Annotated in this window: 18 protein-coding genes and 1 pseudogene; 5 read left to right on the top strand and 14 right to left on the bottom strand. The window is 72.0% G+C overall.

Annotated elements, in window-relative coordinates:
- Positions 1-100: 100 nt before the first annotated feature.
- The 12 genes and pseudogenes from QSK10_RS06015 to QSK10_RS05960 all read right to left on the bottom strand — a co-directional run bounded on the left by QSK10_RS06015 (position 101) and on the right by QSK10_RS05960 (position 15,252).
- The gene (locus QSK10_RS06015; RefSeq protein ID WP_285661591.1) at positions 101-1,432 is read right to left on the bottom strand and encodes an NAD(P)/FAD-dependent oxidoreductase; all 1,332 of its coding nucleotides are present in this window, start codon (positions 1,430-1,432) and stop codon (positions 101-103) included.
- Positions 1,433-1,484: 52 nt separating this feature from the next.
- A complete protein-coding gene (locus QSK10_RS06010; protein WP_285661590.1) occupies positions 1,485-2,045 on the bottom strand; it encodes a hypothetical protein in 561 nt (186 codons plus the stop codon).
- The gene (locus QSK10_RS06005; RefSeq protein WP_432705293.1) at positions 2,045-3,412 is read right to left on the bottom strand and encodes a DUF58 domain-containing protein; all 1,368 of its coding nucleotides are present in this window, start codon (positions 3,410-3,412) and stop codon (positions 2,045-2,047) included. The genes QSK10_RS06010 and QSK10_RS06005 overlap by 1 nt, the downstream gene beginning before the upstream one ends.
- A gap of 92 nt (positions 3,413-3,504) precedes the next feature.
- Positions 3,505-4,470 (bottom strand): annotated as a pseudogene (locus QSK10_RS06000) (AAA family ATPase); the annotation flags it as partial.
- Positions 4,471-4,499: 29 nt separating this feature from the next.
- A complete protein-coding gene (locus QSK10_RS05995; protein WP_285661589.1) occupies positions 4,500-5,006 on the bottom strand; it encodes a hypothetical protein in 507 nt (168 codons plus the stop codon).
- Positions 5,003-5,710, bottom strand: coding sequence for a DUF4129 domain-containing protein (locus QSK10_RS05990; RefSeq protein WP_285661588.1), 708 nt, complete (start codon positions 5,708-5,710; stop codon positions 5,003-5,005). Before QSK10_RS05990 ends, QSK10_RS05995 begins: the two co-directional genes overlap by 4 nt.
- Positions 5,711-6,524: 814 nt before the next feature.
- Positions 6,525-8,060 carry a methionine--tRNA ligase gene (metG, locus tag QSK10_RS05985; protein ID WP_285661587.1) on the bottom strand — a complete coding sequence of 512 codons (1,536 nt, stop codon included), beginning with the start codon at positions 8,058-8,060 and terminating at the stop codon, positions 6,525-6,527.
- A 158-nt stretch (positions 8,061-8,218) separates the two neighbouring features.
- Positions 8,219-8,812 (bottom strand): hypothetical protein, encoded by a 594-nt coding sequence (locus QSK10_RS05980; RefSeq protein WP_285661586.1) that lies wholly within the window; start codon positions 8,810-8,812, stop codon positions 8,219-8,221.
- The gene (locus QSK10_RS05975) at positions 8,809-10,041 is read right to left on the bottom strand and encodes a hypothetical protein (protein ID WP_285661585.1); all 1,233 of its coding nucleotides are present in this window, start codon (positions 10,039-10,041) and stop codon (positions 8,809-8,811) included. The genes QSK10_RS05980 and QSK10_RS05975 overlap by 4 nt, the downstream gene beginning before the upstream one ends.
- Before the next feature lie 139 nt (positions 10,042-10,180).
- Positions 10,181-13,831: a S8 family peptidase gene (locus QSK10_RS05970; RefSeq protein WP_285661584.1), complete on the bottom strand. Its 3,651-nt coding sequence runs from the start codon at positions 13,829-13,831 to the stop codon at positions 10,181-10,183.
- Between the two features lie 84 nt (positions 13,832-13,915).
- On the bottom strand, positions 13,916-14,542 hold the full coding sequence (locus QSK10_RS05965; protein WP_285661583.1) for a DsbA family protein: 627 nt from the start codon (positions 14,540-14,542) through the stop codon (positions 13,916-13,918).
- A gap of 14 nt (positions 14,543-14,556) precedes the next feature.
- Positions 14,557-15,252 carry a hypothetical protein gene (locus QSK10_RS05960; protein ID WP_285661582.1) on the bottom strand — a complete coding sequence of 232 codons (696 nt, stop codon included), beginning with the start codon at positions 15,250-15,252 and terminating at the stop codon, positions 14,557-14,559.
- A gap of 157 nt (positions 15,253-15,409) precedes the next feature.
- Between QSK10_RS05960 and eno the strand changes: the two genes are divergently transcribed.
- From eno to QSK10_RS05945, 3 genes are all read left to right on the top strand, one after another.
- Complete coding sequence (eno, locus tag QSK10_RS05955) at positions 15,410-16,690, top strand: phosphopyruvate hydratase (RefSeq protein ID WP_285661581.1); 1,281 nt, start codon at positions 15,410-15,412, stop codon at positions 16,688-16,690.
- Between the two features lie 193 nt (positions 16,691-16,883).
- Entirely contained in the window at positions 16,884-18,107 is a 1,224-nt protein-coding gene (gene ilvA, locus QSK10_RS05950; RefSeq protein ID WP_285661580.1) for a threonine ammonia-lyase, read from the top strand.
- A 43-nt stretch (positions 18,108-18,150) separates the two neighbouring features.
- Complete coding sequence (locus QSK10_RS05945) at positions 18,151-18,828, top strand: uracil-DNA glycosylase (protein ID WP_285661579.1); 678 nt, start codon at positions 18,151-18,153, stop codon at positions 18,826-18,828.
- Between the two features lie 78 nt (positions 18,829-18,906).
- On the opposite strand, the gene glnII is transcribed toward QSK10_RS05945, so the two are convergent.
- Positions 18,907-19,920 carry a glutamine synthetase gene (gene glnII, locus QSK10_RS05940; RefSeq protein ID WP_285661577.1) on the bottom strand — a complete coding sequence of 338 codons (1,014 nt, stop codon included), beginning with the start codon at positions 19,918-19,920 and terminating at the stop codon, positions 18,907-18,909.
- 106 nt (positions 19,921-20,026) lie between these two features.
- On the opposite strand from glnII, the gene QSK10_RS05935 reads away from it, so the two are divergent.
- Together QSK10_RS05935 and QSK10_RS05930 are read left to right on the top strand one after the other, a co-directional pair.
- The gene (locus QSK10_RS05935) at positions 20,027-20,503 is read left to right on the top strand and encodes a hypothetical protein (RefSeq protein WP_285661576.1); all 477 of its coding nucleotides are present in this window, start codon (positions 20,027-20,029) and stop codon (positions 20,501-20,503) included.
- A gap of 18 nt (positions 20,504-20,521) precedes the next feature.
- On the top strand, positions 20,522-20,764 hold the full coding sequence (locus QSK10_RS05930; protein WP_285661575.1) for a hypothetical protein: 243 nt from the start codon (positions 20,522-20,524) through the stop codon (positions 20,762-20,764).
- A 79-nt stretch (positions 20,765-20,843) separates the two neighbouring features.
- Here QSK10_RS05930 and QSK10_RS05925 read toward each other — a convergent pair whose 3' ends face one another.
- Positions 20,844-23,759 (bottom strand): ATP-binding protein, encoded by a 2,916-nt coding sequence (locus QSK10_RS05925; protein WP_285661574.1) that lies wholly within the window; start codon positions 23,757-23,759, stop codon positions 20,844-20,846.
- Positions 23,760-23,778 lie beyond the last annotated feature (19 nt).

Raw genomic sequence — 23,778 nt, 5'->3', positions numbered from 1 at the left:
GGGCTCAGACCTCGCCGGTGCTCGCTTCGGGGCACTGTGGGGCCGTGCGGTTCCCGTGCCCACCCGGCGTGTGTCGCGGTGCCGCCGGGTGGGGTCGGGTTCAGACCTCGCCGGTACTTGCTTCGGCGAACGGTCCATGCGGTTCCTGCAACTCGCCCAGCTGCACGATCTCGCGCTTCGTCAGCAGCGCCAGGGTCCAGTCGGCCACCACGCGCGTCTTGCGGCCGAAACCGGGCACGCGGCTGAGGTGGTAGGTCCGGTGCAGGAACCAGGCCAGGATGCCCTTGAGCTTGATGTTGTACACGTGCGCCACGCCCTTGTGGAGGCCGAGGCTGGCCACCGAACCGGCGTACTTGTGCCGGTACTCCACGGGCTGCCCGCCGCGCAGGACGGCCACCAGGTTCTTCGACAGCCGGTGCGCCTGCCGGACGGCGTGCTGCGCGCTCGGCGAGCAGTAGCCGCCGGGGTTGGTCAGGTCCGGGACCTGCGCGCCGTCCCCGGCCGCCCACGCGCCGGGCACGACCGTGCCGTCCTCGGTGGCGACCTGGAGGGTCGGGACGCACACCACGTGCCCCTTGGGGCCGGTGGGCAGGTCGCTCTCGCGCAGCATCGGGTTGGGCTTGACGCCGGCGGTCCACACGATGGTGTCGGACTCGAACTCGGTCCCGTCGGACAGGACGACGTGCCCGTCCACGCACGACTTCAGCAGCGTGTTCAGGCGGATGTCCAGGCCGCGCTTGAGCAGCTGCCGGACGGTGTAGACGCCCATGTCGGGGCCGACCTCGGGCAGGATCCGCTGGCTGGCCTCGACGAGCACCCAGCGGGTCTGCTCCATCTCCAGCTCGGGGTAGTAGCGGAGGGTGTCGCGGACCATGTCCTCCAGCTCCGCCAGGGCCTCGATGCCCGCGAAGCCGCCGCCGACGAACACGAACGACAGGGCCCGGCGGCGCACCTCCTCGTCGGTGGTGGACGCGGCGATGTCGAGCCGCGCCAGGACGTGGTTGCGCAGGTAGATGGCCTCGCCCATGGTCTTGAAGCCGATGCCGTTCTCAGCGAGCCCGGGGATGGGCAGGGTCCGCGACACCGAACCGGGCGCGACGACGATCTCGTCGTACTCGACCTTGCGCGCGGGGCCGGTGATGGGCTGGACGGTGACCGTCCGGTCGGCGTGGTCGATCCTGGTGACGCGCCCGGCCAGGATCGTGCAGTGCTTCAGCGAGCGGCGCAGCGAGATCACGCCGTGCCTGGGGGAGATGTGACCGGCGGCCGCCTCGGGCAGGAACGGCTGGTAGGTCATGTGCTGGTTGGGGTCCACGACGACGACTTCGACGGCGCCTCGACGGATCTCTTTGCGTAGCTTGCGGCCGAGGTCTGCGGCTACGTAAAAGCCGACGTGACCTGCGCCGATGATGAGAATCCTCTTGCGGTCCACCCAGCCATCATCGCGCGAACACGTCGGCCCGTGTATGTATTCCCCGGCACAGTCAGCGCTTTCTGCGGCCCATCGCCGTCAGCACGCACACCAGCCCGACCACGGCCACGAGGCCGATGGCGGCGACGACGAGCGAGGACGTCCGCTGGAAGACGCCTGGGAGCAGGCTGAACACCGCGGCCAGAATCGCCGAGATCAATAGCGTGACGCCCGTACGGCGCAGAAGGCCCATGATCACGTCGGGTGGCGTATAGGTGTCGGTGCGCAAGGTCACAGCCTGTGCGGCGGCCTGATGGTGGGCGTACAGGAGGGCCGCGATGGGGAAGAGCGTCAGGAAGTTCTCCGTCTCGCCGCCCATCAGCAGGACGCCCAGGCACACCACGATCAGCAGCGTCGCCCACGGTCCCGCCGGGCGCAGCGTCGGCATCAGCGCCACCGCCAGGCCCAGCGCCGTCACCCGCCAGAAGCCCAGGTAGGTGCCGCTGAGGCCGATGGCGAGCGCGCCGGTGGCGAACACCGCGACGCGGACGCCGAGCGCGATCGGGTCCAGGCGGTCCACCCAGGCGCGGCCCTGGCGGGCGCGCTCGGTGTAGTAGTCGATGTTGGCGCCCATCAGATGACCGCTCCTCTCGCCGCCGACATGCGCGTGACGTCGCGCAGGACCTGGTCGAGGCTGCCGGTGCCGGTCCACGGCACGACGGGGACGCCGTGCTCGCGCAGCTCGGCGACGACGTTCTCCCGGTCCAGGCGCCACAGGCGCTCGGCGATGGGGCTCCAGGGCGTGTCGTGCGGCGGGCGCACGTCCGGCGGGAGCGTGTCGACGACGACCACGAAACGGCCCGAGCGGGCCATGGTGGCCAGCGCGGCGACCGCGGAGTCGTCCAGCAGCGGCGTCAGCATCACCACTAGCGCGTTGCTGGGGAGCCCGCCGGTGCGCAGGAGGCGCTCCTCGTCCCCGCTGCCCTGCCAGACGCGCACGCCCAGCAGCCAGTCCAGGATCGCCAGGTAGTGGCGGCGCCCGCCGCCCGCGCGCAGGCGCCGGATGCGCCCGCCGTACTCCACGCACGAGACGCGGTCACCGCGCGAGAGGTAGTGGTCGGCGATGGACGCGGTGGCGCGCACGGTGGTGTCCAGGACGCTCGACGCGCCCTTGACCCCGCCGGACTCCCCGGCGTCGGCGCCCATGTCCAGCAGCAGCACGACCTCGGCGTCCCGGTCGGACAGGGTGTGGTTGACGTGCAGCTCGCGGGTGCGCAGCGAGACGCGCCAGTCGATGCGGCGCAGCCGGTCCCCGGGCTGGTAGTGCCGGACCCCGGCCAGCTCGCCGCCCTCGCCGGGCCGCCGCGAGCGGTGCGCGCCCGACAGGCCGCCCGCGCGGGGCATGGCGTCGTCGGCGGTGAACGGCTCGCTCACCGGGTAGGCGCGAACCTGCTGCATGGGCGCGGCCACCGGCCGGCACTGGAGCAGGTTGTCGCAGGCGTAGGCCATGACGTGCGCGGGACCGATGGGGTGCTCGCCCCAGCGCTCCACCGAGCCGCCGATCTGGACGACGGTCGCGGTGTTCGGCGCGACGGTCGCCGCGTAGGTCCCGTACCCGTGCCGCGCCTTGATCCAGCGGGGCACGGCGGTGCGGGTGACCAGGGACGAGTACTCGGTGTCCTCGGGGTTGAACACCATGAGCCGCGCGTCCACGTCGCCGCCCTCGGCGTTGATGGCGCGCTCGATGTCCAGCCGCACCGTCGGCGGGCGCGTCGGGCGCTTCAGCAGCGCGATCGACAGGCCCACGATGAACGGGACGGCGACGACGACCAGGTCCAGGCGGCCGAACAGGACGCCCAGGCCCGCCGCGGTGGCCGCGACGGCCACCGCCCGGCGCAGGGCGCGGGTGGGGGCCCACATGGGCTTGTCCTCGTCGTCCTTGGGCAGATCGGGAGCCTGGCCCGTGGCCGGGCTCAGGGCCATCGCCAGATTGGCGGTCATCAGCTCGTGTACCGGTTGACCGGGTGGTTCGGGTTCACCGCGGGTTGCTGGCCCGGCGCGTACGGGACGGGACCGCCCGGCGTGGCCTGCCCGGCGTAGGTGGGCAGCTGCTCGGAGGCCGGGACGGGCGTCTGCTCGCAGATGTGCCGGATGATCCCGGCCGGGTCGACGCGGCGCAGCCACATCTCCGGCTTCAGCGAGATCCGGTGCGTCAGCGCGGCGGGGGCGACGCTCTTGACGTCCTCGGGGATGACGTAGTCGCGTCCCGACAGCACCGCGCGCGCCCGGGCGGTCAGCAGCAGCGCCAGCGAGCCGCGCGGGGACGAACCGACCTGCACCTGCGCGTGCTCGCGCGTGGCGGCGACGATGTTGACGATGTAGCGGCCGATGGAGTCCTCCACCGCCACCGTCTCCAGGGCCCGCTGCATGGCCAGCAGCGTCTGGGCGTCCACGACCTGCGCGAGGTTGGCCTCCTCCTGCTGCCGGGCGATGCGGCGGCGCAGGACCGTCCACTCCTCGTCGGGGGTGGGGTAGCCGAAGGACACGCGCAGCAGGAACCGGTCCAACTGCGCCTCCGGCAGCGGGTAGGTGCCCTCGTACTCGATGGGGTTGGCGGTGGCCAGCACGTGGAACGGGGCGTCCAGGCGGTAGGTGGTGCCCTCGACGCTGACCTGCTTCTCCTGCATCGCCTCCAGCAGCGCCGCCTGCGTCTTCGGGGGCGTCCGGTTGATCTCGTCGGCGAGCATCAGGTTGGTGAAGACCGGCCCGGCGCGGAAGGAGAACTCGCCGTTCTTCTGGTCGTAGAGGAACGAGCCGGTCAGGTCCGCCGGGAGCAGGTCCGGGGTGAACTGGACGCGCTTGAACCCGATGCCCAGGCTCTGCGCGAAGCAGCGCGCGGTGAGCGTCTTGGCCAGGCCCGGGAAGTCCTCCAGCAGCACGTGCCCACCGGCGAGGATGCCCGCCAGCACCAGCTCCAGCGATTCGCGCTTGCCGACGATGACCGTGTTCACCTGGTCCAGGACCTGCTGCGCGTACGCGCTGACCTGGGCCAGCGGCATGGACGCGGTGGCGGCGGGTTGCTCGGACATCAGATCTCCTCAATGCGGGCGACGAACCAGTCGAGTTGCGCCGGGTTGGGCGTGACGGCGACCCTGTGGTGCAGGAAGTCCCACAGCGGCTGCCCGAGAGTCGCGTGGGCGCGGGCGGGATCGCCGTCGATGGTGAAGCCGTGCCGCCGGCGCAGGCGCTCGTCGGTGAGCTCGCGCAGCCGGACGCGCACCGCGCCGTCGAAACGCTCGGGATCGCCCGTCGTCCACGACAGGCGGTTCTCCCAGCGCGCGGCCGAGGCGAACGGGCGGCGCGGCACGAGATGGCTGTGCGTGCCACGTCCCGGGATCGGCGACGGGACGGTCTCCTTCGGTCCGGCCAGCAGCGTCAGGATCTTGCGGATCACGAGCGCGGCCAGGACCGTCGTGAAGACGTAGGCGGTGAAGTTCTTGCCGATCAGCGCCAGCACGCCGGAGATGAAACCGCCGATGAGGACGGTCAGGGCGAGGGTCCCGAAGACCCAGCCGACGGTGAACTTGCCCTTCACGCGGGCACCCCTGTGGTGGTGAGCTGCGCGTCCAGTTCGACCAGCGCCTGGCGGGCGTCGGCGCGCATGGAGTCGGTGACGTCGTGGGGGGCGTAACGGGCGTCCCGGTAGAGGGACGCCAGACGGTCCAGGGCGCGCGGGTTGATGCGGTGCGCGGCCAGGACCCGGTGCACCAGCTCCGTGGAGGTCTCCGAGGCGAGACGCTCGACGCCGGCGCGCGCGGCGGCCTTCTCCAGCGACAGCCAGCAGGCGATCACCGCGCGGCGCGGGTCGCCGCCCTCGTCGATGTCGGCGAGGCTCGCGCGGACCGCCTGCCGGACCTCCTCCAGCTCCGGGGCCAGCTCGGCGGCCTGCTCGTCGTAGACGACGTCGGGGATGGAGCGGTTCTTGACGTTGGAGATGAGGCCGCGGATGAGGAGGGTGATCAGGAAGGCGAAGAGGGCGACGATGATCAGCGCGGCCAGGGAGGCCAGGACGATGAGGAAGGGGTGGATGCCTTCCTCGGCTCCTGTCTTTGGTACCGGGGAGAGGGAGTGGGTGGGGGTGGAGCTCGGGCTTTCTGAGCCGGTCGGGGACATCATGTCCCGGAAGTCCGGGGGCTGCACGTCGGTGCCGCGGAGATCGACGATCGAGGCGGTGGCGGCGATGAGCAGGAGGAGGGTGGAGACGGTGAGGAGCGGCAGCCATCGCCTTAGGTGGGTCACGCGTGCCTCCATTGGCGCCGACCCCGTATCGGCGCTGGGGTAAGGGAAGCTCGGGGGGTGGGGGTGCGTCAAGGGGGTTGGCTGGGTTGTTATTTGACTGTGGCGGGGTTGGTGTTTTGGGGGGTGGGGCTTTTGTTGCCTCAGGCCTCAGGCCTCAGCCCGGCATCCTCTCTCCCATCACCCTCACCCTGAGCCCGTCTCCTCGCACTTCTCGCCCCACCCCACGGATCGACCGTCCTCTATTCGCCACATCGGCGCTATGACACGGTCGCCGTCTGGTCAGGGCTTTCAGCCCTGGGACCCGACCAGGGGTGCGGCCCCTGGACGCCGGACCTCCCTCGGGAGGCTCCACCCACGCTCGGCCTTTGCGACGGTGAACGAGGAACCCCGGGGTGTCAAGACGGAAGAGCTGTCTTGACACCCCGAGAACCCTCGTTCGAAGAACCATCCGGCCGACCGAGGGAGGATCCTCACCTTTCCCGAGACAGCTCGCGCGGATCTGGTCTCGGGGCGGTGTTGTCGTGCGTCCCCGGCTTGTCTTCAGCCCGGCTCTAAAACAACAGGCTCTCGACCCCACCCGGGTTTTGACCCCGTTGCCAGCCAGTCACCTCGCGGGCTCTAAAACAACAAGCCGGTTCCCCACCCGGGTTTTGACCCCGTTGCCCGCCAGTCGCTTTGCCCGGGTTAGTTCCTTCGCGTCGTGCTGCGCCTCGCACCCGGCTCGGCCCTGCCTCGTCCTGCCTTGCCCTCTTCGCCGTGACCGGGGGCGGGCCACCACCCGCCCCCGGAGATCTGCCGGCTGCTTCGCGCGCTGTTACCCCTCGGTGGTCGCTGTTGGTGCTTCCAGGCGGGGGAATACCGGGGCGGGGGTGGCGACCTTTTCCGCTTCGCCGCATTGGGCGACGATCTTCTCGGCGAGGGCTGGGGCGAATGGGGTGAGTTCGTCGCCGAAGACGCGGCAGGCTTTCACGAGGAGGGCGAGCACGGTGTCGAGGCGGACGCCGTCGACGGCGGAGCCGCCCTTCTCGCCTTTGGCGAGTGCCCAGGGGGCGTTGGTGTCGACGTATTTGTTGGCGGCGTCGACTGCCTTGACGAAGGCGCCGGTGGCTGCTCGGAAGTCGAAGGCGTTGAGGGCCGTGTCGATTTCCTTCGGCAGGTTTTGCAGGGTTTGGGCGAAGGTGCGGTCGCCTTCGTCGACGAGGGTGTCGGGGGTGTTGACCGTTCCGCCGCGGTAGCGGTGGACCATGCTGACGGTGCGGTTGACGAGGTTGCCGAGGCCGTTGGCGAGGTCTTCGTTGGCCCTGGTGATGAGGCGGTCGATGGTGAAGTCGGCGTCGCCGACCTTCGGGACTTCGCGCAGGAGCCACCAGCGGAGGGCGTCTGTGCCGTACTCGGCGGTGACGGCGACGGGGTCGATGACGTTGCCGAGGGACTTTCCGATCTTCTTTCCGTCGACGGTGATGTAGTCGTGGACGAAGATGTGGGTCGGGAGGTTCACGCCGGCGGAGATGAGCATGGCGGGCCAGTAAACGGCGTGGAAGCGGATGATTCCCTTGCCGATGACGTGGGCGCGGGTCTCGCCGTTGGTCCACCAGGTGTCGAAGTTCTGCTCATCGTCTTCGCCGCCGCCGTAGCCGGGGGCGGTGATGTAGTTGCCGAGGGCGTCGAACCAGACGTACATGACCTGGCCGGGGTCGCCGGGGACGGGGACGCCCCAGCCGTGGGCGCGGGCCACGGAGCGGGACACCGAGAAGTCCTGGAGGCCGCTGTCGATGAGGGAGAGCACCTCATTCTTGCGGGACTCGGGTTCGATGGTGAGTTCGCCGGAGGTGATGACGCGCTTGAGGTCGTCGGCGTACTTGGAGAGCCGGAAGAACCAGTTCTCCTCACTCACGACCTGCGGTTCGACGCCGTGTTCGGGGCACTTGCCGTCGACGAGGTCGGCTTCGGCGTAGAACTGCTCGCAACCGACGCAGTACTTGCCCTCGTAGTGCTTCTTGTACAGGTCGCCGGACGCCTCGCAGGCACGCCACAGCTTCTCCACGCCCGGCAGGTGGCGGGGGTCGGAGCTGGTCTTGATGAAGTCGTCGAAGCTGAGGGCGAGGGGGCCGCGCAGGCCCTCGAAGAGGGCGGCGTTGCGGGCGACGAGCTCTTCGGTGGTGATGCCCTCGGCCTGGGCGGCCTTGACGTTCTTCAGGGAGTTGTCATCGGTTCCGGTCAGGAACCGCACCGGCTTACCGCGGTGGCGGTGGTGCCTGGCGAGCGCGTCGGCCTCCACGATCTCCAGGGCGAAGCCGATGTGGGGCGCGGAGTTGACGTACGGGATTGCGGTGGTGACGTAGAAGCTCATCGCGGGGGACCTCCGACTCAGGTGAACGGGGCCCGGACACGACCAAGGCCCCGTGAAGGGGCCTTGTGCAGCAGCGAACAAGCCCCGGTCAGGGGCGCATCATTCGGGTGAAGGCGGTTCGCATGCGCCAACGATACAACCCGAAGGAATCTTGGCCGTCACGAGGGACGCAGGTCGCCCTCGGTGACCGAACCCTCGTCCAGCTCGGTGACCTCCATCAGGCGGCTCATCGGGCCGCCGCGGGCGTCGGTGACCTCGCGCATCAGCACGTAGCCGTCGGCGACGAGGGTGCGCACCAGGCTGCGGAACTTGACGCCGTTGTCGCGGCCCTCCAGGAACGAGCGGTACTCCCAGGCGTCGCGGCCCAGGCGCGAGTCGCGGGCGGTGGGGGCGGTGCTGAAGCGGGGCGCGAAGACCTGACCGGCGACGCGCGCGATGTCCACCGAGTCGGCCTCCCACTCGCGGCCCGAGGGTTCGCGGACCATCGCGTCGGGGGACGCCAGGTCGCCCCACAGGTCGGTCTCGCCGCGGGGCGTGGACGCGGTGGCGTCCATGAACTCGCCGATCGTGCGGGGGACGAGCCCGAAACCACGCGGCTCGGTCACGTCCCCGACGATCTCGGCGTAGCCGCGCCCGTACCCGTCGCGGACGCGGTAGCGCTCGCCGAGCCACCAGATCGTCATCGGCGTCGACAGGGCCGGCGCGGGTGGCGCGGTGCGGGTGACGAGCAGGTCGAGGCGGACGTTCCTCATCGCGCGATCCTCCGCAGCCGGGCGGTGGCGCGTTCGAAGCCCTGGATGTCGGCGGCGGTCATGTCGAACGGGTGCGTGCCGCCCGGCAGGCCCTGCGACTGGAGGTGCGCCAGGTGCGCCATGCCCATGCCCTGGTAGCGGACGCCGTTGGCGACGGCGTCGGTGAGGGCCTGCTCGAAGTGCATGTTGCGCCAGGCGGAGAACATCGCGCCGCGCTCGGCGTGGGTGCCGGTGGGCATCCCGCCGAGGGCGGTCTGCTGCGCGCTGCTCAGGCCCGGGTCCGCACCGGCGCGGGCGATCATGACGGGCATGAACGCGTTCGCCAGGTCCAGCAGCGCCGGGAGCAGCGCGCGGTTGCGGCGGGTGTCGAGGGTGTCGCCGAGCCAGCCGTCCACGGCCAGGCCGGTGATGTAGGGCTCCAGCGCGGCCCGGTGGTTGGCGACCACCGTGGCCAGGGCCTGCTTGGCGGGCGGGACGGCCTGCGCGGTCGCCTGGAGCATCGCCACCTCCAGGGCCACGTCCTTCGCGTGCGCCCAGGTGACCTTGAGGTAGCGCTGCGCGGGCTGCCCGAAGTAGCCGTTGCGGCGGCGCAGCTCGCTGACGGGGCTGGCGCCGCTGAAGTACGGGGTCAGCGCCTCCATGTTGTAGGCGAGCTTCGGGAACACCGACTCGCCGCCGTGGTCGCGCTGGTTGCCGCCGCCCACGCCCATGCGGGTCATGCGCCCGCTGGTCTCGGTGTCCATCGCGGTGGCCGTGGCGCCGCCCACGACGTCGCGGGAGAAGGGCTCGTAGGTGAAGTTCGTGCTGCCCACCGCCGGGGCGACCTGTTCGAGGGTGACCTGCGTGTGGTTCTCGCCCAGCAAGTTCACACCGGTCGGGGAGAAGCGCACCCACGTGTTGCGGCTGGTCGGGCCCGGCAGGTGTCCCAGGTAGTCGGTGGTGCCGGAGGCGTGCGCGTTCATCTCGGCGTCGTCGACGTAGTCGCGGACCTTCCGGTCGCGCGCCAGCGGGCGCGTCGTGGCGTCCAGCCGGGCGTCGCGGCGGCCCACCTGCGTCCCGGCGATGAAGATCCACCGCTGCACCGTGGGGACGGGGTTGCGCGCGACGAGGTCACCGAACGCGCGGTTGCCGATGCGCGACTGGAGCGCGCTGGCCGCGTCCAGTGAGCTCTCCTCGGGACCGCCTCGCGCGGCCGGACGATGGGTGGGGGCGGTGGCTCGAAGGCGCATGGGGATCACCTCTCCACCTCAAGTTTAGGTAGGAAAGGGCAGCTCAGGGCCTGCCCGCGCGGGCAACCGTGCGGGCACGAACTCCACGCGCGACGAGGGCGGCCACCGTACGGTGACCGCCCTCGTGAACCGTTCGGGGCTACTTCAGCCCGAACGCCCGGATGACCTCCTGGCTGATGGCGCCGCCGGCGTCATCGGTGGCGGTCGCCCGCACCGAGACGTACTTGGCGGCGTCCTTCGGCAGGCTCAGCGTGGTCTTCCAGCCGCCCTTGCCGTCGGACACCAGCGTGGCCTGCTGCCACGTGACCCCGTCGTCATAGGAGAACTGGAAGGTCGCGCCGGTGACCTTCCCGGCGCCGACCACGCCCGGCATGTGCGAGGCCGACAGGCCCACGGTCACCTTCGACCCGGCCTTGACGTCACCGCCGAGATCGGTGGCGACGGCGTAGTCGAGCTGGAGCAGCGCGATCGCCTCCAGCCCGTCGGTGGTGGGCGCCGCCGAGGAGAACGACCACTCGGTGTGCGTGCGCGTGGAGTACTCCCAGGCCTCGGGACGCGAGGCGTCCATGACCAGCCGGTAGTCCTTCCGCTCCTCCGGCAGATCCAGGTACAGCGCCTGCGAGGAGCCCTTCTTCAGCAGCGTCTCGCCCTGGTAGAGGCGCGTGTCCAGGGTCTCCTCGCCCAGGAAACCGGCGTGCCCGGCGCCCGAGTCGGTCCACGGCGTGATGTTGATCGTGGTCCAGGTGCCCGGGTAGCGCACCGGCTGCCAGGCGCCCAGGCCCAGCCGCGGGCGCACGATCGGCGCGAACCAGTCCTTCACCTGCCGCGAACCGGGACGGTAGACGTCCAGCCCGCCGCGCGACTCCCAGTCCATCCCGGGGGAGTACACGTCCTCGTGGAACCGGCTGCCCTCGGGCGCCGAGACCCACTCGGTGCGCTCGGCCGGAACGCTCAGGCGCTCCAGGAAACCGATCGCGTGATCCGACCACGGACGCAGGTCGAAGCGGAACTCGCCGCCCTCGCCCGGGGTCTTGCCGTGGTACTTCGCGTCGACCCGCGCCAGGTCCCGCCGCGCGGGAACGAAGGTCAGGTTCGCCGGGACCGCGCCCGGGTGCACGTCCAGCAGGTCGTAGGTGACCGGGCTGTAGACCGTGGACGCCACCGTCACCGGCACACCCCACTTCGCCAGCCCGACCAGCCCGCGACCCTGATCCGCCTTCAGCGAGGCCACCGGCAGAGCCGCGCCCGGGTAGTACTCCGAGAGCACGCCCGGACCGTCGTTGACCACGATCAGCAGGACCGCGCCGGCCGCTTTCGCCGCCGCCGCGCGCTCCTCCGGGGAGACCTCATCGGAACGGGTTACCACCGCCACCGCGCCCTTGGCGCGCAGACCCGCGTAGTCGCTCGCCGCGCCGGCACCGGCGTAGACCGTCGCCTTCAGCAGCGCGTCGAAGTCCGGGCTCGGTGTCCCCGCCTGCGGCAGCGGATCGATCTTGCCGCAACCCAGCACGCTCAGCGTCAGCGGCGAGATCCCCTTGCGCCAGCGCGCGTAGAACTCGAACTCGCCGACCGTGACCGGCTTGGTGGGGGTGACGTAGACGTCCTCGACGTACAGCGGCAGGATCGCGCCGTTGTCCAGCACCGAGTCCTCGGTGATCTTGCGGTGGGTGAACACGTGCCGCTGCCGGTCCACGGTGCGCTCCGGCGCCCGCGACTCGCTCTTGACCGCCGTGCGCGCGTCGAGGGTGACCACGGCGTCGGCGCCCGGCTTGACCTCGGGCGCGATCAGCAGCGCCAGCGAACCCCGCGCGCCGCCATCGGCGCCGGGCTGCTCCAGGAACATCGTGATCGCGTACGTGCCCGGCTTCAGCCGCAGCTCCGTCTCACCGTCGACGGCCACCGGCTCCGGCTCGTACATGGTGTCGCCCTGCAGCGCGAAGTAGCCCGCCGCGGGCTTCCCGTCCCGGCCGATGACCTTCACGGTCAGGCCGTAGCGCTCCTCCTCCTTCACCAGGCCCAGCGAGGTGCTCGCCACCGCGACACCGTTGGCCGAGGCGGTCAACTTGCCGCCGTAGGTGTGGCCCAGCGGGAACAGCGCGGGCGCGGCGGTGACGTCCACCGAGACCGAACCGCCCGCCGGGACCGTCACCGACTCCGCCGACAGGGCCAGCGCGCCCGCCGGGACCGCCGCGCCCGTCTCGTCCTTCGCGGCCAGGGCCAGCGACAGCGTCACCTCGGCGGTGCCGCCGTTGGTGTAGGTGACCGCCCTGGTCACCGGGCCGTCGTCGTGCGGCCAGTCGAAGAAGCCGAAGTCCACCGAGCCCGACGAGGTCACCTCGGCGTCGATGGCCGCCGCGACGTCCACGCGGCCGGTGCCGATCTCGTAGGGGGTGTAGTCCAGCTGCTTCGAGGTCGACACCAGGGCGTCCTTGACGCGCTCGCCGTCCCAGCCGGGGTGGCGCTGCTTGAGGATCGCCGCCGCGCCCACCACGTGCGGGGTGGCCATGGAGGTGCCGCTCATCGACTGGTAGAGCCCGCTGCCGGGCGCCCACTGGGAGCGCGCGGCCTCGATGTCCACGCCCGGACCGGCCAGATCGGGCTTGAGGGCGTAGGAGCCGTAGAGCGGGCCCTGGCTGGTGAAGTAGGCGATCTGGTCGGCCTTGTCGACCGCCGAGACGGTCAGGGCGCCGGCCGCCGAGCCGGGCGAGCTGATGCAGCCCACGCAGCCGGCGTTGCCCGCCGCGATGACGAAGAGGGTGTCCGACTCCGCCGACAGGCGGTTGACCGCCAGCGACATCGGGTCGTTGCCGTCGTCGGGGGTCTGGCCGCCCAGGCTCAGGTTGACCACGTCGGCGCCCTGGGCCACGGCCCACTCCATCGCGCCGATGATCCAGGAGTCCTGGCCGTAGCCGTCGTCGCCGAGGACCTTCCCGACGATCACCGACGCACCGGGCGCGACGCCCTTGTGCGCGCCGTCCCCGGCGCCGGTCCCGGCGATCGTGGAGGCCACGTGCGTGCCGTGCCCATTGTGGTCCTCGACGCCGTACCGGGACCCGGTGAAGTCCTTCGTGGCGCCGACGCGGCCGCTCAGGTCCGGGTGGGCGGCGTCGACGCCGGTGTCCAGGACGGCGACGGTCACGCCGGTCCCGTCGAAACCGGCCCGCCAGGCGGCGGGCGCGCCGATCTGCGGGACCGACTCGGTCAGATCGGCCTTGACCTTCCCGTCCAGGTGGACGCGGGTGGGGGCGAGGCCGCGCGCCTTGGGGGCGGCGATGGCGTCCCACAGGGCGCCGGGCGCGTCGCCGTCGACGGTGGTTGCCACGGCGTTGATGCTGGGCAGCGCGCGCCCGCCTTCGGTACCGGCGAGGGCGGACAGCGTGCGCGGCGCGCTCCCGTACTGCACGATGACGGGGATGTCGCCGTCGGTGTAGCCGTACTCGATGAGCCGGTCGATGTTGAACAGGTCGCGGTCGACGGTGGCCGCCGCGATCAGCGGCTGCGCCTCGGCCGGGATGACGTAGGTGGAGCCGCCGTAGGTCTGGGTGTAGACGGCGCCGGTGGCGCCCTCGGGACGCTCCACGGCCAGCGAGGAGGTGCCATCACCGAGGGCGTGGACGGTGACGACGTCACCGGTGATGAGGGTGACGCGGGCGTCGGTGACGCCCGCCGGGCTGGGGACGGTCGTGGGGGAGAGGGGCTCACCCGCGGCGGCGGGCACGGGCGCGAGCCCGAGCGCCAGCGCCGAGGCGGCGATGACCGGCAGGAGTATCCGGCGTTTGTTCGGGGGCATGCGGTGTTTATATGCGCCGGAATGTTTCCGGGGTCATTTGTGGAGTGTCGGGTTCTCGCCCGGGCGGGAACCCGACAGGCCGCGCTAGGCCGCGATGCCGTTCTGCCGCAGCGTCCCCTCGACCTGTTCGAGGGTGGCCGCGCCCCTGGCGATGACCCCGTACCGCCCGTCAAGGGTGGCCAGCAGCGTCGGGAAGCCCTCCGCGCCGAGCACCTGCGCGCGGTGGAAGTCGGCCTCGGCGGCCTGGAGCGAGCCGGGGGACGCGTAGTCGCGCAGGACCGCCTCGGCGTCCAGCCCGAACTCGTCGGCCACCGCCCGCACCGTCTCCGGGGCGCCCAGGTCGTTGCCGTGGGTGAAGTAGTGCCGCTGGTAGGCGCCGGTGATGGCGACCATGCGCCCGCCCTCGGCACCGGCGCGCAGGGCGGCCACGGCCCGCGCGGCGGCCTCGGAGTCCATCACGAAGTCGCCCTGGTGGAACAGCTTCCGGAAGCCCTTCCCGAAGCGCGCGCCGGTGAGCCGGGTGACGCGCTCGTTGGCGTCGGCGATGTAGCCGAAGTCGCGCAGGGGACGCCGCCGCGGCCCGGTCATGAGGCCGCCGGAGATGACGTCGATGGGCAGCTCGGGGTGTCTGTCGGCCAGCGAGGTCATCGTCGCCGAGAATCCCCAGCACCAGCCGCAGTACGCGTCGAAGACATAGATGAGGCCCGCCATCGCCTCATCATCGCTCACTTGGAGCGCTGATCGACCAGCTTCCAGCCGGACGGCGGCGTGAAGACGTTCTCGTCGGCGTTCTGGCTGTAGCCGACCAGCAGCTGGTCCACCGGCGCGTCGTGGAAGCTGCCGGTGAAGCGGCCCAGGACGCCCCTGTCGGTCACGCAGGTGCGGAACTTCGTGGACGCCCCGCCGGTCAGCCCGTCGACCGAGGCGCAGTTGGCGTGCTCGGCGACCAGGGTGTCGTCGCCGGGGGTGAGCTCGGCGGACTTGTCCAGCGCGGCCTTGGTCAGCAGCGACATGACGTCCTGGACGGAGATGAAGCCCGGCCCGCCGGCCTCGGCGATCGCGTCGGTGTCCAGCGGCGCGTTCGTGGGCAGCGGGTCGGTGAGCGTGCAGGTCGCCGCGTCGCAGGTCATCTGGAACTCCGGCGTGCTCACGTACCGGCCGTCGGGGAAGATGTAGGCGTCGCGGTAGGGCGTCGGGGTGTGCACGACGGTCACGGTGACGCCACCGGTGAGCTGGTAGGTGGCGGTGTAGGCGTCGGCGGTGCCCTCGTCGACGTGGCTGGCCATCTCGTCCACCACGCGGCCCTGGTCGTAGACCTCGGCGCCGTCGGCCGGAGTGCAGGCGGCCAGCGCCGAGACGGCGAGCGCGGCCAGCGCGATCGCGCGCGGGACGTGCCCGCTCTTCGTCTTCCGGCCTGCCACCGGTCCACCTCCCCATCGCCCACTGTCGGCCAGGACACCCTACTCGGCGGCGGCCAGGGGCCACGGCGTGCCCCGCGACCCCACCTCACCGGCTGGAACTAGGCTCAGAGCGCGACAGCGTCGTCCCGGTGATCACCCACTGAAGAAGGAGCACTACGTGGCGGGCATCAGCAACATCTCCGCCCGGGAGATCCTCGACTCCCGTGGCAACCCCACCATCGAGGTGGAGATCCTGCTCGAAGACGGTACGCAGGCGAGCGCGGCGGTGCCCTCGGGCGCTTCGACCGGCGCTTTCGAAGCGGTGGAGCTGCGGGACGGCGACGCCGAGCGCTACGGCGGCAAGGGCGTCCTGAACGCGGTGGAGAACGTCGACGAGAAGATCGTCGAGGAGCTCCTGGGTTATGAGGCGAGTGAGCAACGTCTCATCGACCAGGTGATGCTGGACCTGGACGGCACGCCGAACAAGTCGGTCCTGGGCGCCAACGCGATCCTGGGCGTCTCGCTGGCCGTGGCCCGCGCGGCCGCCGAGTCGGCCGGGCTGCCGCTGTACCGCTACCTGGGCGGCCCGAACGCGCACCTGCTGCCGGTGCCGATGATGAACATCCTCAACGGTGGCGCGCACGCCGACAGCAACGTCGACGTCCAGGAGTTCATGATCGCGCCGATCGGCGCGTCGACCTTCTCCGAGGCGGTCCGCTGGGGTGCCGAGGTCTACCACGCGCTGAAGTCGGTGCTGAAGGCCAAGGGCCTGTCGACCGGCCTGGGCGACGAGGGCGGTTTCGCCCCGGACCTGCCCACCAACCGGTCCGCGATCGACCTGATCGCCGAGGCGGTGGGCAAGACCGGGCTGACCTTCGGCACCGACATCGCCGTCGCGCTCGACGTGGCCGCCACCGAGTTCTACTCCGACGGCGCCTACCAGTTCGAGGGCGCGGCCAAGACGGCCGCCGAGATGACCGCCTACTACGAGCAGCTGGTCGCCGACTACCCGATCGTGTCGATCGAGGACCCGCTGTCCGAGGACGACTGGGCGGGCTGGACGGCGCTCACCGCCGCGCTCGGCGACAAGATCCAGATCGTCGGCGACGACCTGTTCGTCACCAACCCCGAGCGCCTGCGCCGGGGCATCGACGAGAAGGCCGCCAACTCGATGCTGGTGAAGGTGAACCAGATCGGTTCGCTCACCGAGACCCTCGACGCGGTGGAGCTGGCGCACCGCTCGGCGTTCTCCACGATGATGAGCCACCGCTCCGGCGAGACCGAGGACACCACCATCGCCGACCTGGCGGTGGCCGTGGGCTCCGGGCAGATCAAGACCGGCGCGCCCGCCCGCAGCGAGCGCGTCGCCAAGTACAACCGCCTGCTGTGGATCGAGCGGGACCTCGACGACGCCGCCCGGTACGCCGGCGCGACGGCGTTCCCGCGCTTCAAGAAGTAAGCAGAGCAGTAGGTAAGTAAGAGGGTCTTAAATAAGCACGCTCCTAAATAAGCACAGTGGGGAGCCCGGGCGGCACCGCCCGGGCTCTTTCGTGTCCGTTCCCGCCCACGGCGTCCGATGCGCCGCCATTCCGGGGCCGTGCGGGCGCGCCCCCGACGGGCGTCCGCCCGGTACCCCGGGAGATGATCACCCCATGGCACCGCTGGTCACCCTCGATGACGTGCTCGCCGCTCGTGAGCTGCTCTCCGGCGTCATCCGGCCCACCCCGCTCGAACCGTCGCGGGGTTTTCCTCCGCACGCCGGTGAGCGGATCTTCTACAAGTGCGAGAACGTCCAGCGCGCCGGCGCCTACAAGGTGCGCGGGGCCTACGTCCGCATCGCGCGGCTGACCGACGCCGAGCGGGCCCGGGGCGTGGTGGCGGCCTCGGCCGGCAACCACGCGCAGGGCGTCGCGCTGGCCGCCGGGCTGCTGGGGGCGAAGTCGACGGTGTTCATGCCCTCGGGCGCGCCGATCCCGAAGGTCGCCGCGACCAAGGGCTACGGCGCGACGGTGGAGCTGGTCGGCCAGACCGTGGACGACGCGCTGGACGCCGCCCGCGACTTCGCCGAGCGCTCCGGTGCGGTGTTCATCCACCCGTTCGACCACCCCGACGTCATCGCGGGGCAGGGCACGGTGGCCCTGGAGATCCTGGAGCAGCTCCCGGACGTCAAGACGATCATCACCGGCGTCGGTGGAGGTGGGCTCGTCTCCGGCATCGGCGTCGTGGTCAAGGCCCTGCGGCCCGACGTGCGCGTCATCGGCGTGCAGGCCGAGGGCGCGGCGGCGTTCCCGCCCTCGCTGGCCGAGAACCGCCTCGTGCGGCTGCCGTCGGTGCACACCATCGCCGACGGGATCAAGGTCTCGGTGCCGGGCCAGGTCACCTTCGAACACGTGCGGCACCTGGTGGACGAGGTCGTCACCGTCTCCGACGAGGACATCTCGCACGCCCTCCTGCGGCTGCTGGAGCGCTCCAAGCTCGTCGTCGAACCCGCCGGGGCCGTCGGGGTCGCGACGCTGCTGGCCGACCCGGAGCGCTTCGAGGGACCGGTCTGCGTGATCCTGTCCGGCGGCAACATCGACCCGCTGCTGATGCTGCGCGTCATCGAACACGGCCTCACCGCGGCGGGCCGGTTCCTGCGCTTCACCGTCCGCTGCACCGACCGTCCCGGCGTCCTGGCGGCCATCCTCGGGCTCATCGCCCGCGCCGGCGGCAACGTCCTGGACGTCATGCACCAGCGCCACAATCCCGGCCTCCACCTGGGCGAGGTCGCCGTGGAGCTGTCGGTGGAGACGCGCGGCGACGAGCACTCCGCGCGGCTCACCACCGAGCTGGAGTCGGCCGGGTATCAGCTGGACTTCGTTCGCCCGCAAGGGTAAGGGCCACGCATGCGGTGTCACAGGCCCGATTTAAGGTGCAAACATGACAGCACGTCCCCTTGAGGAACTCGTGGACCCGGGCTGGGCCAAGGCCCTGGAGCCCGTCGCCGACAACATCGCCGCGATGGGCGCCTTCCTGCGCACCGAGGTCGCCGAAGGACGCACCTACCTCCCGGCGGGTGAGAACGTCCTGCGGGCGTTCAAGCAGCCCTTCGACGACGTGCGGGTGCTCCTGGTCGGGCAGGACCCGTACCCGACGCCCGGGCACGCCGTCGGCCTGAGCTTCTCGGTCTCCCCGGAGACCAAGCCGATCCCCGCGAGCCTCCGTAACATCTACACCGAGCTGATGGACGACATGGGCGTCCCCAAGCCGAGTAACGGGGACCTCACGCCGTGGGCCGAGCAGGGCGTCCTGCTCCTCAACCGCGCTCTCACCACCGTCCCCCGCCAGCCCGCCGGGCACAAGGGCAAGGGCTGGGAGCCCATCACCGAGTGCGCCATCAAGGCCCTCGCCGAGCGCGGCGGCCCACTCGTCGCGATCCTCTGGGGCAGCCACGCCCGCGCGCTGCGGCCCCTGCTCGGCGACGTGCCGTGCGTGGAGTCGGTCCACCCGAGCCCCATGTCGGCGCGCACCGGGTTCTTCGGCTCCAAGCCGTTCAGCCAGACCAACGCCTACCTCGTCGAGCAGGGCGCGCAGCCCATCAACTGGGAACTGCCCTAACGCACGCGAAAGGGGGCGGCTCGGGACCGCCCCCTTCACACGTCACCCGTCGGTCCCCGCGGCGGGACCGCGGGTCGCTCAGACCTGCCCGGCCTTCTCCAGCGCCGCGCAGCACGTCTCCACCATCAGGCGCGTCACCACGTACGGGTCGCAGTTGGCGTTGGGACGGCGGTCCTCGATGTAGCCCTTCCGCTCCGCGGCGACCTGCCACGGGATGCGCACCGAGGCCCCACGGTCCGACACGCCGTAGGAGTACCGGTCCCAGGGGGCCGTCTCGTGCAGCCCGGTCAGCCGCCCCTCGACGCCGAAACCGTAGTTCTTCACGTGCTCCAGGACGCGCTCGCCCAGCGACTCGCAGGCGGTGATGATCGCGTCGTAGCCCTCGCGCATCGCCTTCGTCGAGAAGTTGGTGTGCGCGCCCGCGCCGTTCCAGTCGCCCTTGACCGGCTTCGGGTCCAGGGTCGCCGACACATTGAACTCCTCGGCGGTGCGGTACAGCAGCCAGCGCGCGACCCACAGCTGGTCGGAGACCTCGACGGCGCCGAGCGGGCCGACCTGGAACTCCCACTGGCCGGGCATGACCTCGGCGTTGATGCCGGACAGCTCCAGGCCCGCCTTCAGGCAGTTGTCCAGGTGCTTCTCGACGATCTCGCGCCCGAAGATCTCATCGGCGCCGACACCGCAGTAGTAGCCGCCCTGCGGGGCGGGGAAACCGCCCTCGGGGAAACCGAGCGGACGCGAACCGGCGAAGAAGGTGTACTCCTGCTCGATGCCGAAGATCGACTCCTGGTCGGCGTACTGCTCGGCGGGGCCGGTCAGCAGGGCGCGGGTGTTGGTGCGGTGCGGGGTCATGTCGGTGTTCAGGACCTCGCACAGGACGAGGACGTCGTTCCCGCCGCGGATCGGGTCCGGGCACGTGAAGACCGGCCGCAGCACACAGTCGGAGGACGCGCCACCGGCCTGGTTGGTGCTGGACCCGTCGAAGCCCCACAGCGGCAGCTCCGCGCCGTCGTGGAGGATCCGCGTCTTCGACCGCAGCTTGGCGGTCGGCTCGGTCCCGTCGATCCAGATGTACTCGGCCTTGTAGCTCATGTCTGTCAGCAACCCTTTGACGCGGCGTGGACTATGGGGCAGAGTCTGTCGGCGGCCCTTTTCCCGGCCGTTGCCCGTTTGTGAACAGCGTGTAACGGAGGTGGCCGTGGCCGGCGCATGGGTACGGCGAGGCGTCAACCCGGACGACCCGGGCGAAGCCGTCCTGGTCGTGACGATCGACCCCGGCAACTCACCCGGCGAGGCCCTCGCCGCCGGGATGGGCGACTGGGGTCATGAAGGCGACGGCGCGTTCTACATCGTGCGCACCGACGGCTGGATCGCCACCCGCCTCGACGGCACGTCCCTCACCGCCGAGGTCCACATCGCCGAGCACTACGTCCGCGAACAGGACGCCGACCCCGCCGGCTACCCGCCCTCGCCCGGCGGCTACCTCCGCGTCGCGACCGCCACCGGCGAGGCCGATCCCGCGCTGTACGCCGAGGCCGCCGAGGGCGGCATCGTCGTGTTCCACGCACCCCACGGCTCCACCTTCGAGGAGGCCATGGCCCGCCAGGACCCCGAGGAGGACTGGCCGCTGATCTGGGCGCCCCCGCCCCCGCCCGGAGAGCTCGCCGGTGAGTAGCCGCGTACCGTGGACGGCGTGAACCTCATCGAGCTGCTCGCGGACAACAACTTCGGCGACACCAGGGCGCCCGCCCTCGCCGGGCCCACCGGCCTGGTCATTATCCTGCTGCTCGTGGCGGGCACGATCTTCCTGATCCGCAACATGAACAAGCGGCTCAAGCGCCTGCCGGAGAGTTTCCCGCCCAAGACCGGCGAGTTCCAGGCGAAGGCCGTCGAGCCGGAGCGCGCCAACGGCGCCCACGCCGAGGACGAGAAGTAGCGCAAGCTTTCTGCAAGGACCCTCCGGCAGGATGTGCCGACCGGGCGCTCAGGGCGCCCGGGGCACCTGCCGGGTGGGTCTACGGGGGATCCACCCGAGGCGTGAGACCGCCGAGGACGGCCTCCACTTCGGCCGCCTCGGCGGACCTCGCGTGCCGGAACCCGGCCAGTGCCGCGCTGAGCCACTCGCGCGCCGCGTACTCCTCCCCGAGCGCCAGATGCACCTCGGCGACCCGCCGGTGCGCCGTCGCGGTGTACCGCCGGTACCCGACTCGCTCCGACAGCACCCGCGCCTCCAGCGCCACCTCCATCGCCGTCGGCAGGTCGCCGGCGGCCAGCAGCGCCGGGACGGTGTGCAGCAGCACCTGCAACCGGACGATGCCCGCGCCCATCTCATCGGCCAGCGCCAGCGCCTCGCGCAACTCCACCAGGGCCTCCACCGGGCGCCCCGCCAGGTTCAGCGCCGCCCCCGTGTACAGCCGCGACTGCGCCCGGCCCTGCCGCTCGCCGAGCGCGTCGGCCGCCGCGCGGGCCCGCACCAGCCGCTTCAGCGCCCGCTCCGGATCACCCCGCCCGATGTCGCCGCGCGCCAGGTCGATGCGCATTATCGCCGCCTCCCGCACCCGCCCGGTGCGCTCGTAGCGCTCCAGCGCCCGCGTCCCGGCCTCCTCGGCCTCGTCCCAGCGCCAGTGGTCGCGGGCGATGGCCGCCAGCCGCGAGTCGGCCAGCGCGATCCCGAACTCCCAGCCCGCCGCCTCCGACATCGCCACCGCCTCCCGCAGCAGCCCGGCGGCCTCGTCGTGCTCGCCGACGCTCTCGTGGACCATCGCCACGTGCGTGAGGGCCTCGGCGGTCACGCGCGGGTCGCCGAGGGCGCGGGCGGCGGCCAGGGCGTCCCGGTAGAGCTCCACCGCCGTGCCCATCTGCTCGCCCATCGAGTGCGCCCGGCCCAGCTGGAGGGAGAGCGACACCGCCAGCGCGGGCTCGCCCGAGCGGCGGGCGGCGGCCAGGCCGATGAGGCTGGCGCGCACGAGGTCGGCCTGCCGCCAGCGCAGGTTCAGGTACCGCCACATGGTCAGCGCGAGCCGGGCCGCGCGCGTCCCGCCCGCCTCGTGTTCCCCGGCGTCGTCGAGGACGGCCAGGATCGTCTCGGACCGCGCGTCCAGCCACTCCTGCGCCACCGCGCCGTCGGCGAAGTCGGGGACGGGCGCGGCCGGTTCCGGCACGGGGAACCACGGCGGTGCCCCGAACAGGGCCCGGCGCGCCTCCAGCGCGGCGCGCAGGTACCAGTCGTAGAGCCGCTCGCGCGCCTCCGGCAGGCCCGGTTCGTCGCCGGCGAGCCCGGCGGCGTACTCGCGCAGCAGGTCGTGGACGGCGATCAGCCCGTCGGCGGACTGGGTGAGGCTCGCGGTGGTCAGCTCCGCCAGCAGCGCCGACGTCTCGTCCAGGCTCAGCCCGGCCATCGCCGCGAGTGAGGCCGGTTCGGGCCGTTCGGCGGGGTGCAGGCCGATGAGCCGGAACAGCCGCCGCGCGCCGGGCCCGAGCGCGTCGTAGGACAGCGCGAAGGTGTCGCTGAGGGTCACGTCGCCGGGCACGGTCAGCTCGTCGATGCCGCCGCCGGGCGGCATGGGCCCGCGCCCGAGGCGGCTGGCGGCCAGCCGCAGCGCCAGCGGCAGCCGCCCGCAGCGTTCGGCCAGGTGCCGCACGGTGGACTCGTCGGCCCCGGCGGCCAGGCGCCGCACCAGCCGCGCGGCCTCGTCGGGTGACAGCACGCCCAGGCTCAGCACGTCGGCGTCGTGGCTGACGACCAGCCCGAGCATGTCGTCGCGGCTGGTGAGCAGGACCTTCGCGGTGGCCGAGCCGGGCAGCAGCGGCCGGACCTGCGCCGGTCCCGAGGCGTTGTCCAGGAGGATCAGGAGCCTGCGCCCGGCGGTCATCGAGCGGTAGAACGCCGACCGTTCGGCGGTGTCGCGGGGTATCTCGTCGGGTGTCACGCCCAGGGCGCGCAGGAATCCGCCGAGGACGTGCCCGGGGTCGGCCGGGGGATGCGCGGCGAAGCCGTGCAGGTCGGCGTAGAGCTGCCCGTCGGGGTAGGCGTCGGCCGCCGAGTGCGCCCACCGCAGCGCCAGCGCGGTCTTGCCGATGCCGCCGGTCCCGGTGACCGCCGCGATCGGGCCGGACGCGTCCAGCGCGGCCAGCGCCTCGCCGCGCCCGATGAAGCCGGGCAGCTCCGGCGGCAGCTCGCGGGGCAGCGGGCGGGCCGCGGCCGGTTCGGCCAGCCGCAGCGCGGGGTCGTCGCGCAGGATGCCCCGGTGCACCTCGGTCAGCTCGCGGCCCGGTTCGATGCCGAGGGCCCCGGCGATGCCGTCGCGCGCGGCCCGGAACGCCGCCAGCGCGTCGGCGGTGCGCCCGGCCCGGTGCAGGGCCAGCAGGTAGCGCGCCGTCAGCGGCTCGTCGAGGGGGTGCCCGGCGACCAGCTCCGACAGCTCCGGCAGCAGCGTCTCGTGCTCACCGGCGGCCAGGGCGGCGTCGAAGCCGCGGACCAGGACGCCCAGCCGCTCGGCGGCCAGCGCGGCCCGCGTGCGCTCGGCCCAGTCGCCGCGCACGCCGGTGAGCGGCTCGCCGCGCCACAGCGCCGCCGCCGCGCGCAGGCTGGCGGCGTCCCCGCGTTCGGCGAGGGCGCGCATGCGGTGCACGTCGACGTCGCCGGGCTCGATCTCCAGGACGTAGGCGCCGCCGCGCTGCGCCAGCCGCAGCCCGTGCGGGTCGAGGAGCCGCCGCAGGCGCGCGGTGATCGTGTACAGCGCCGAGCGGGAGGCCGGCGCGTCCCCCCACGCGCGTTCGGTGAGGGCGTCCATCGTCACCGGGCGGCCCGGGTTGAGCGCGAGGACGGCCAGTACGCAGGCCTGGCGGGGCGGTCCGGCGCCCGCGCCCGCCACGGTCACCGGTCCCAGGAGACGGATGGCCGGCACGGTGTCGTTGATCACGCGCCCCATGCAAACACCTCGCGCGACA

This window comes from Actinorhabdospora filicis (genome assembly GCF_030269765.1).
Lineage (GTDB): Bacteria > Actinomycetota > Actinomycetes > Mycobacteriales > Micromonosporaceae > Actinorhabdospora > Actinorhabdospora filicis.
The sequence above is the reverse complement of the archived record's forward strand: the minus strand, read 5'-3'. Positions and strand labels throughout refer to the sequence as shown.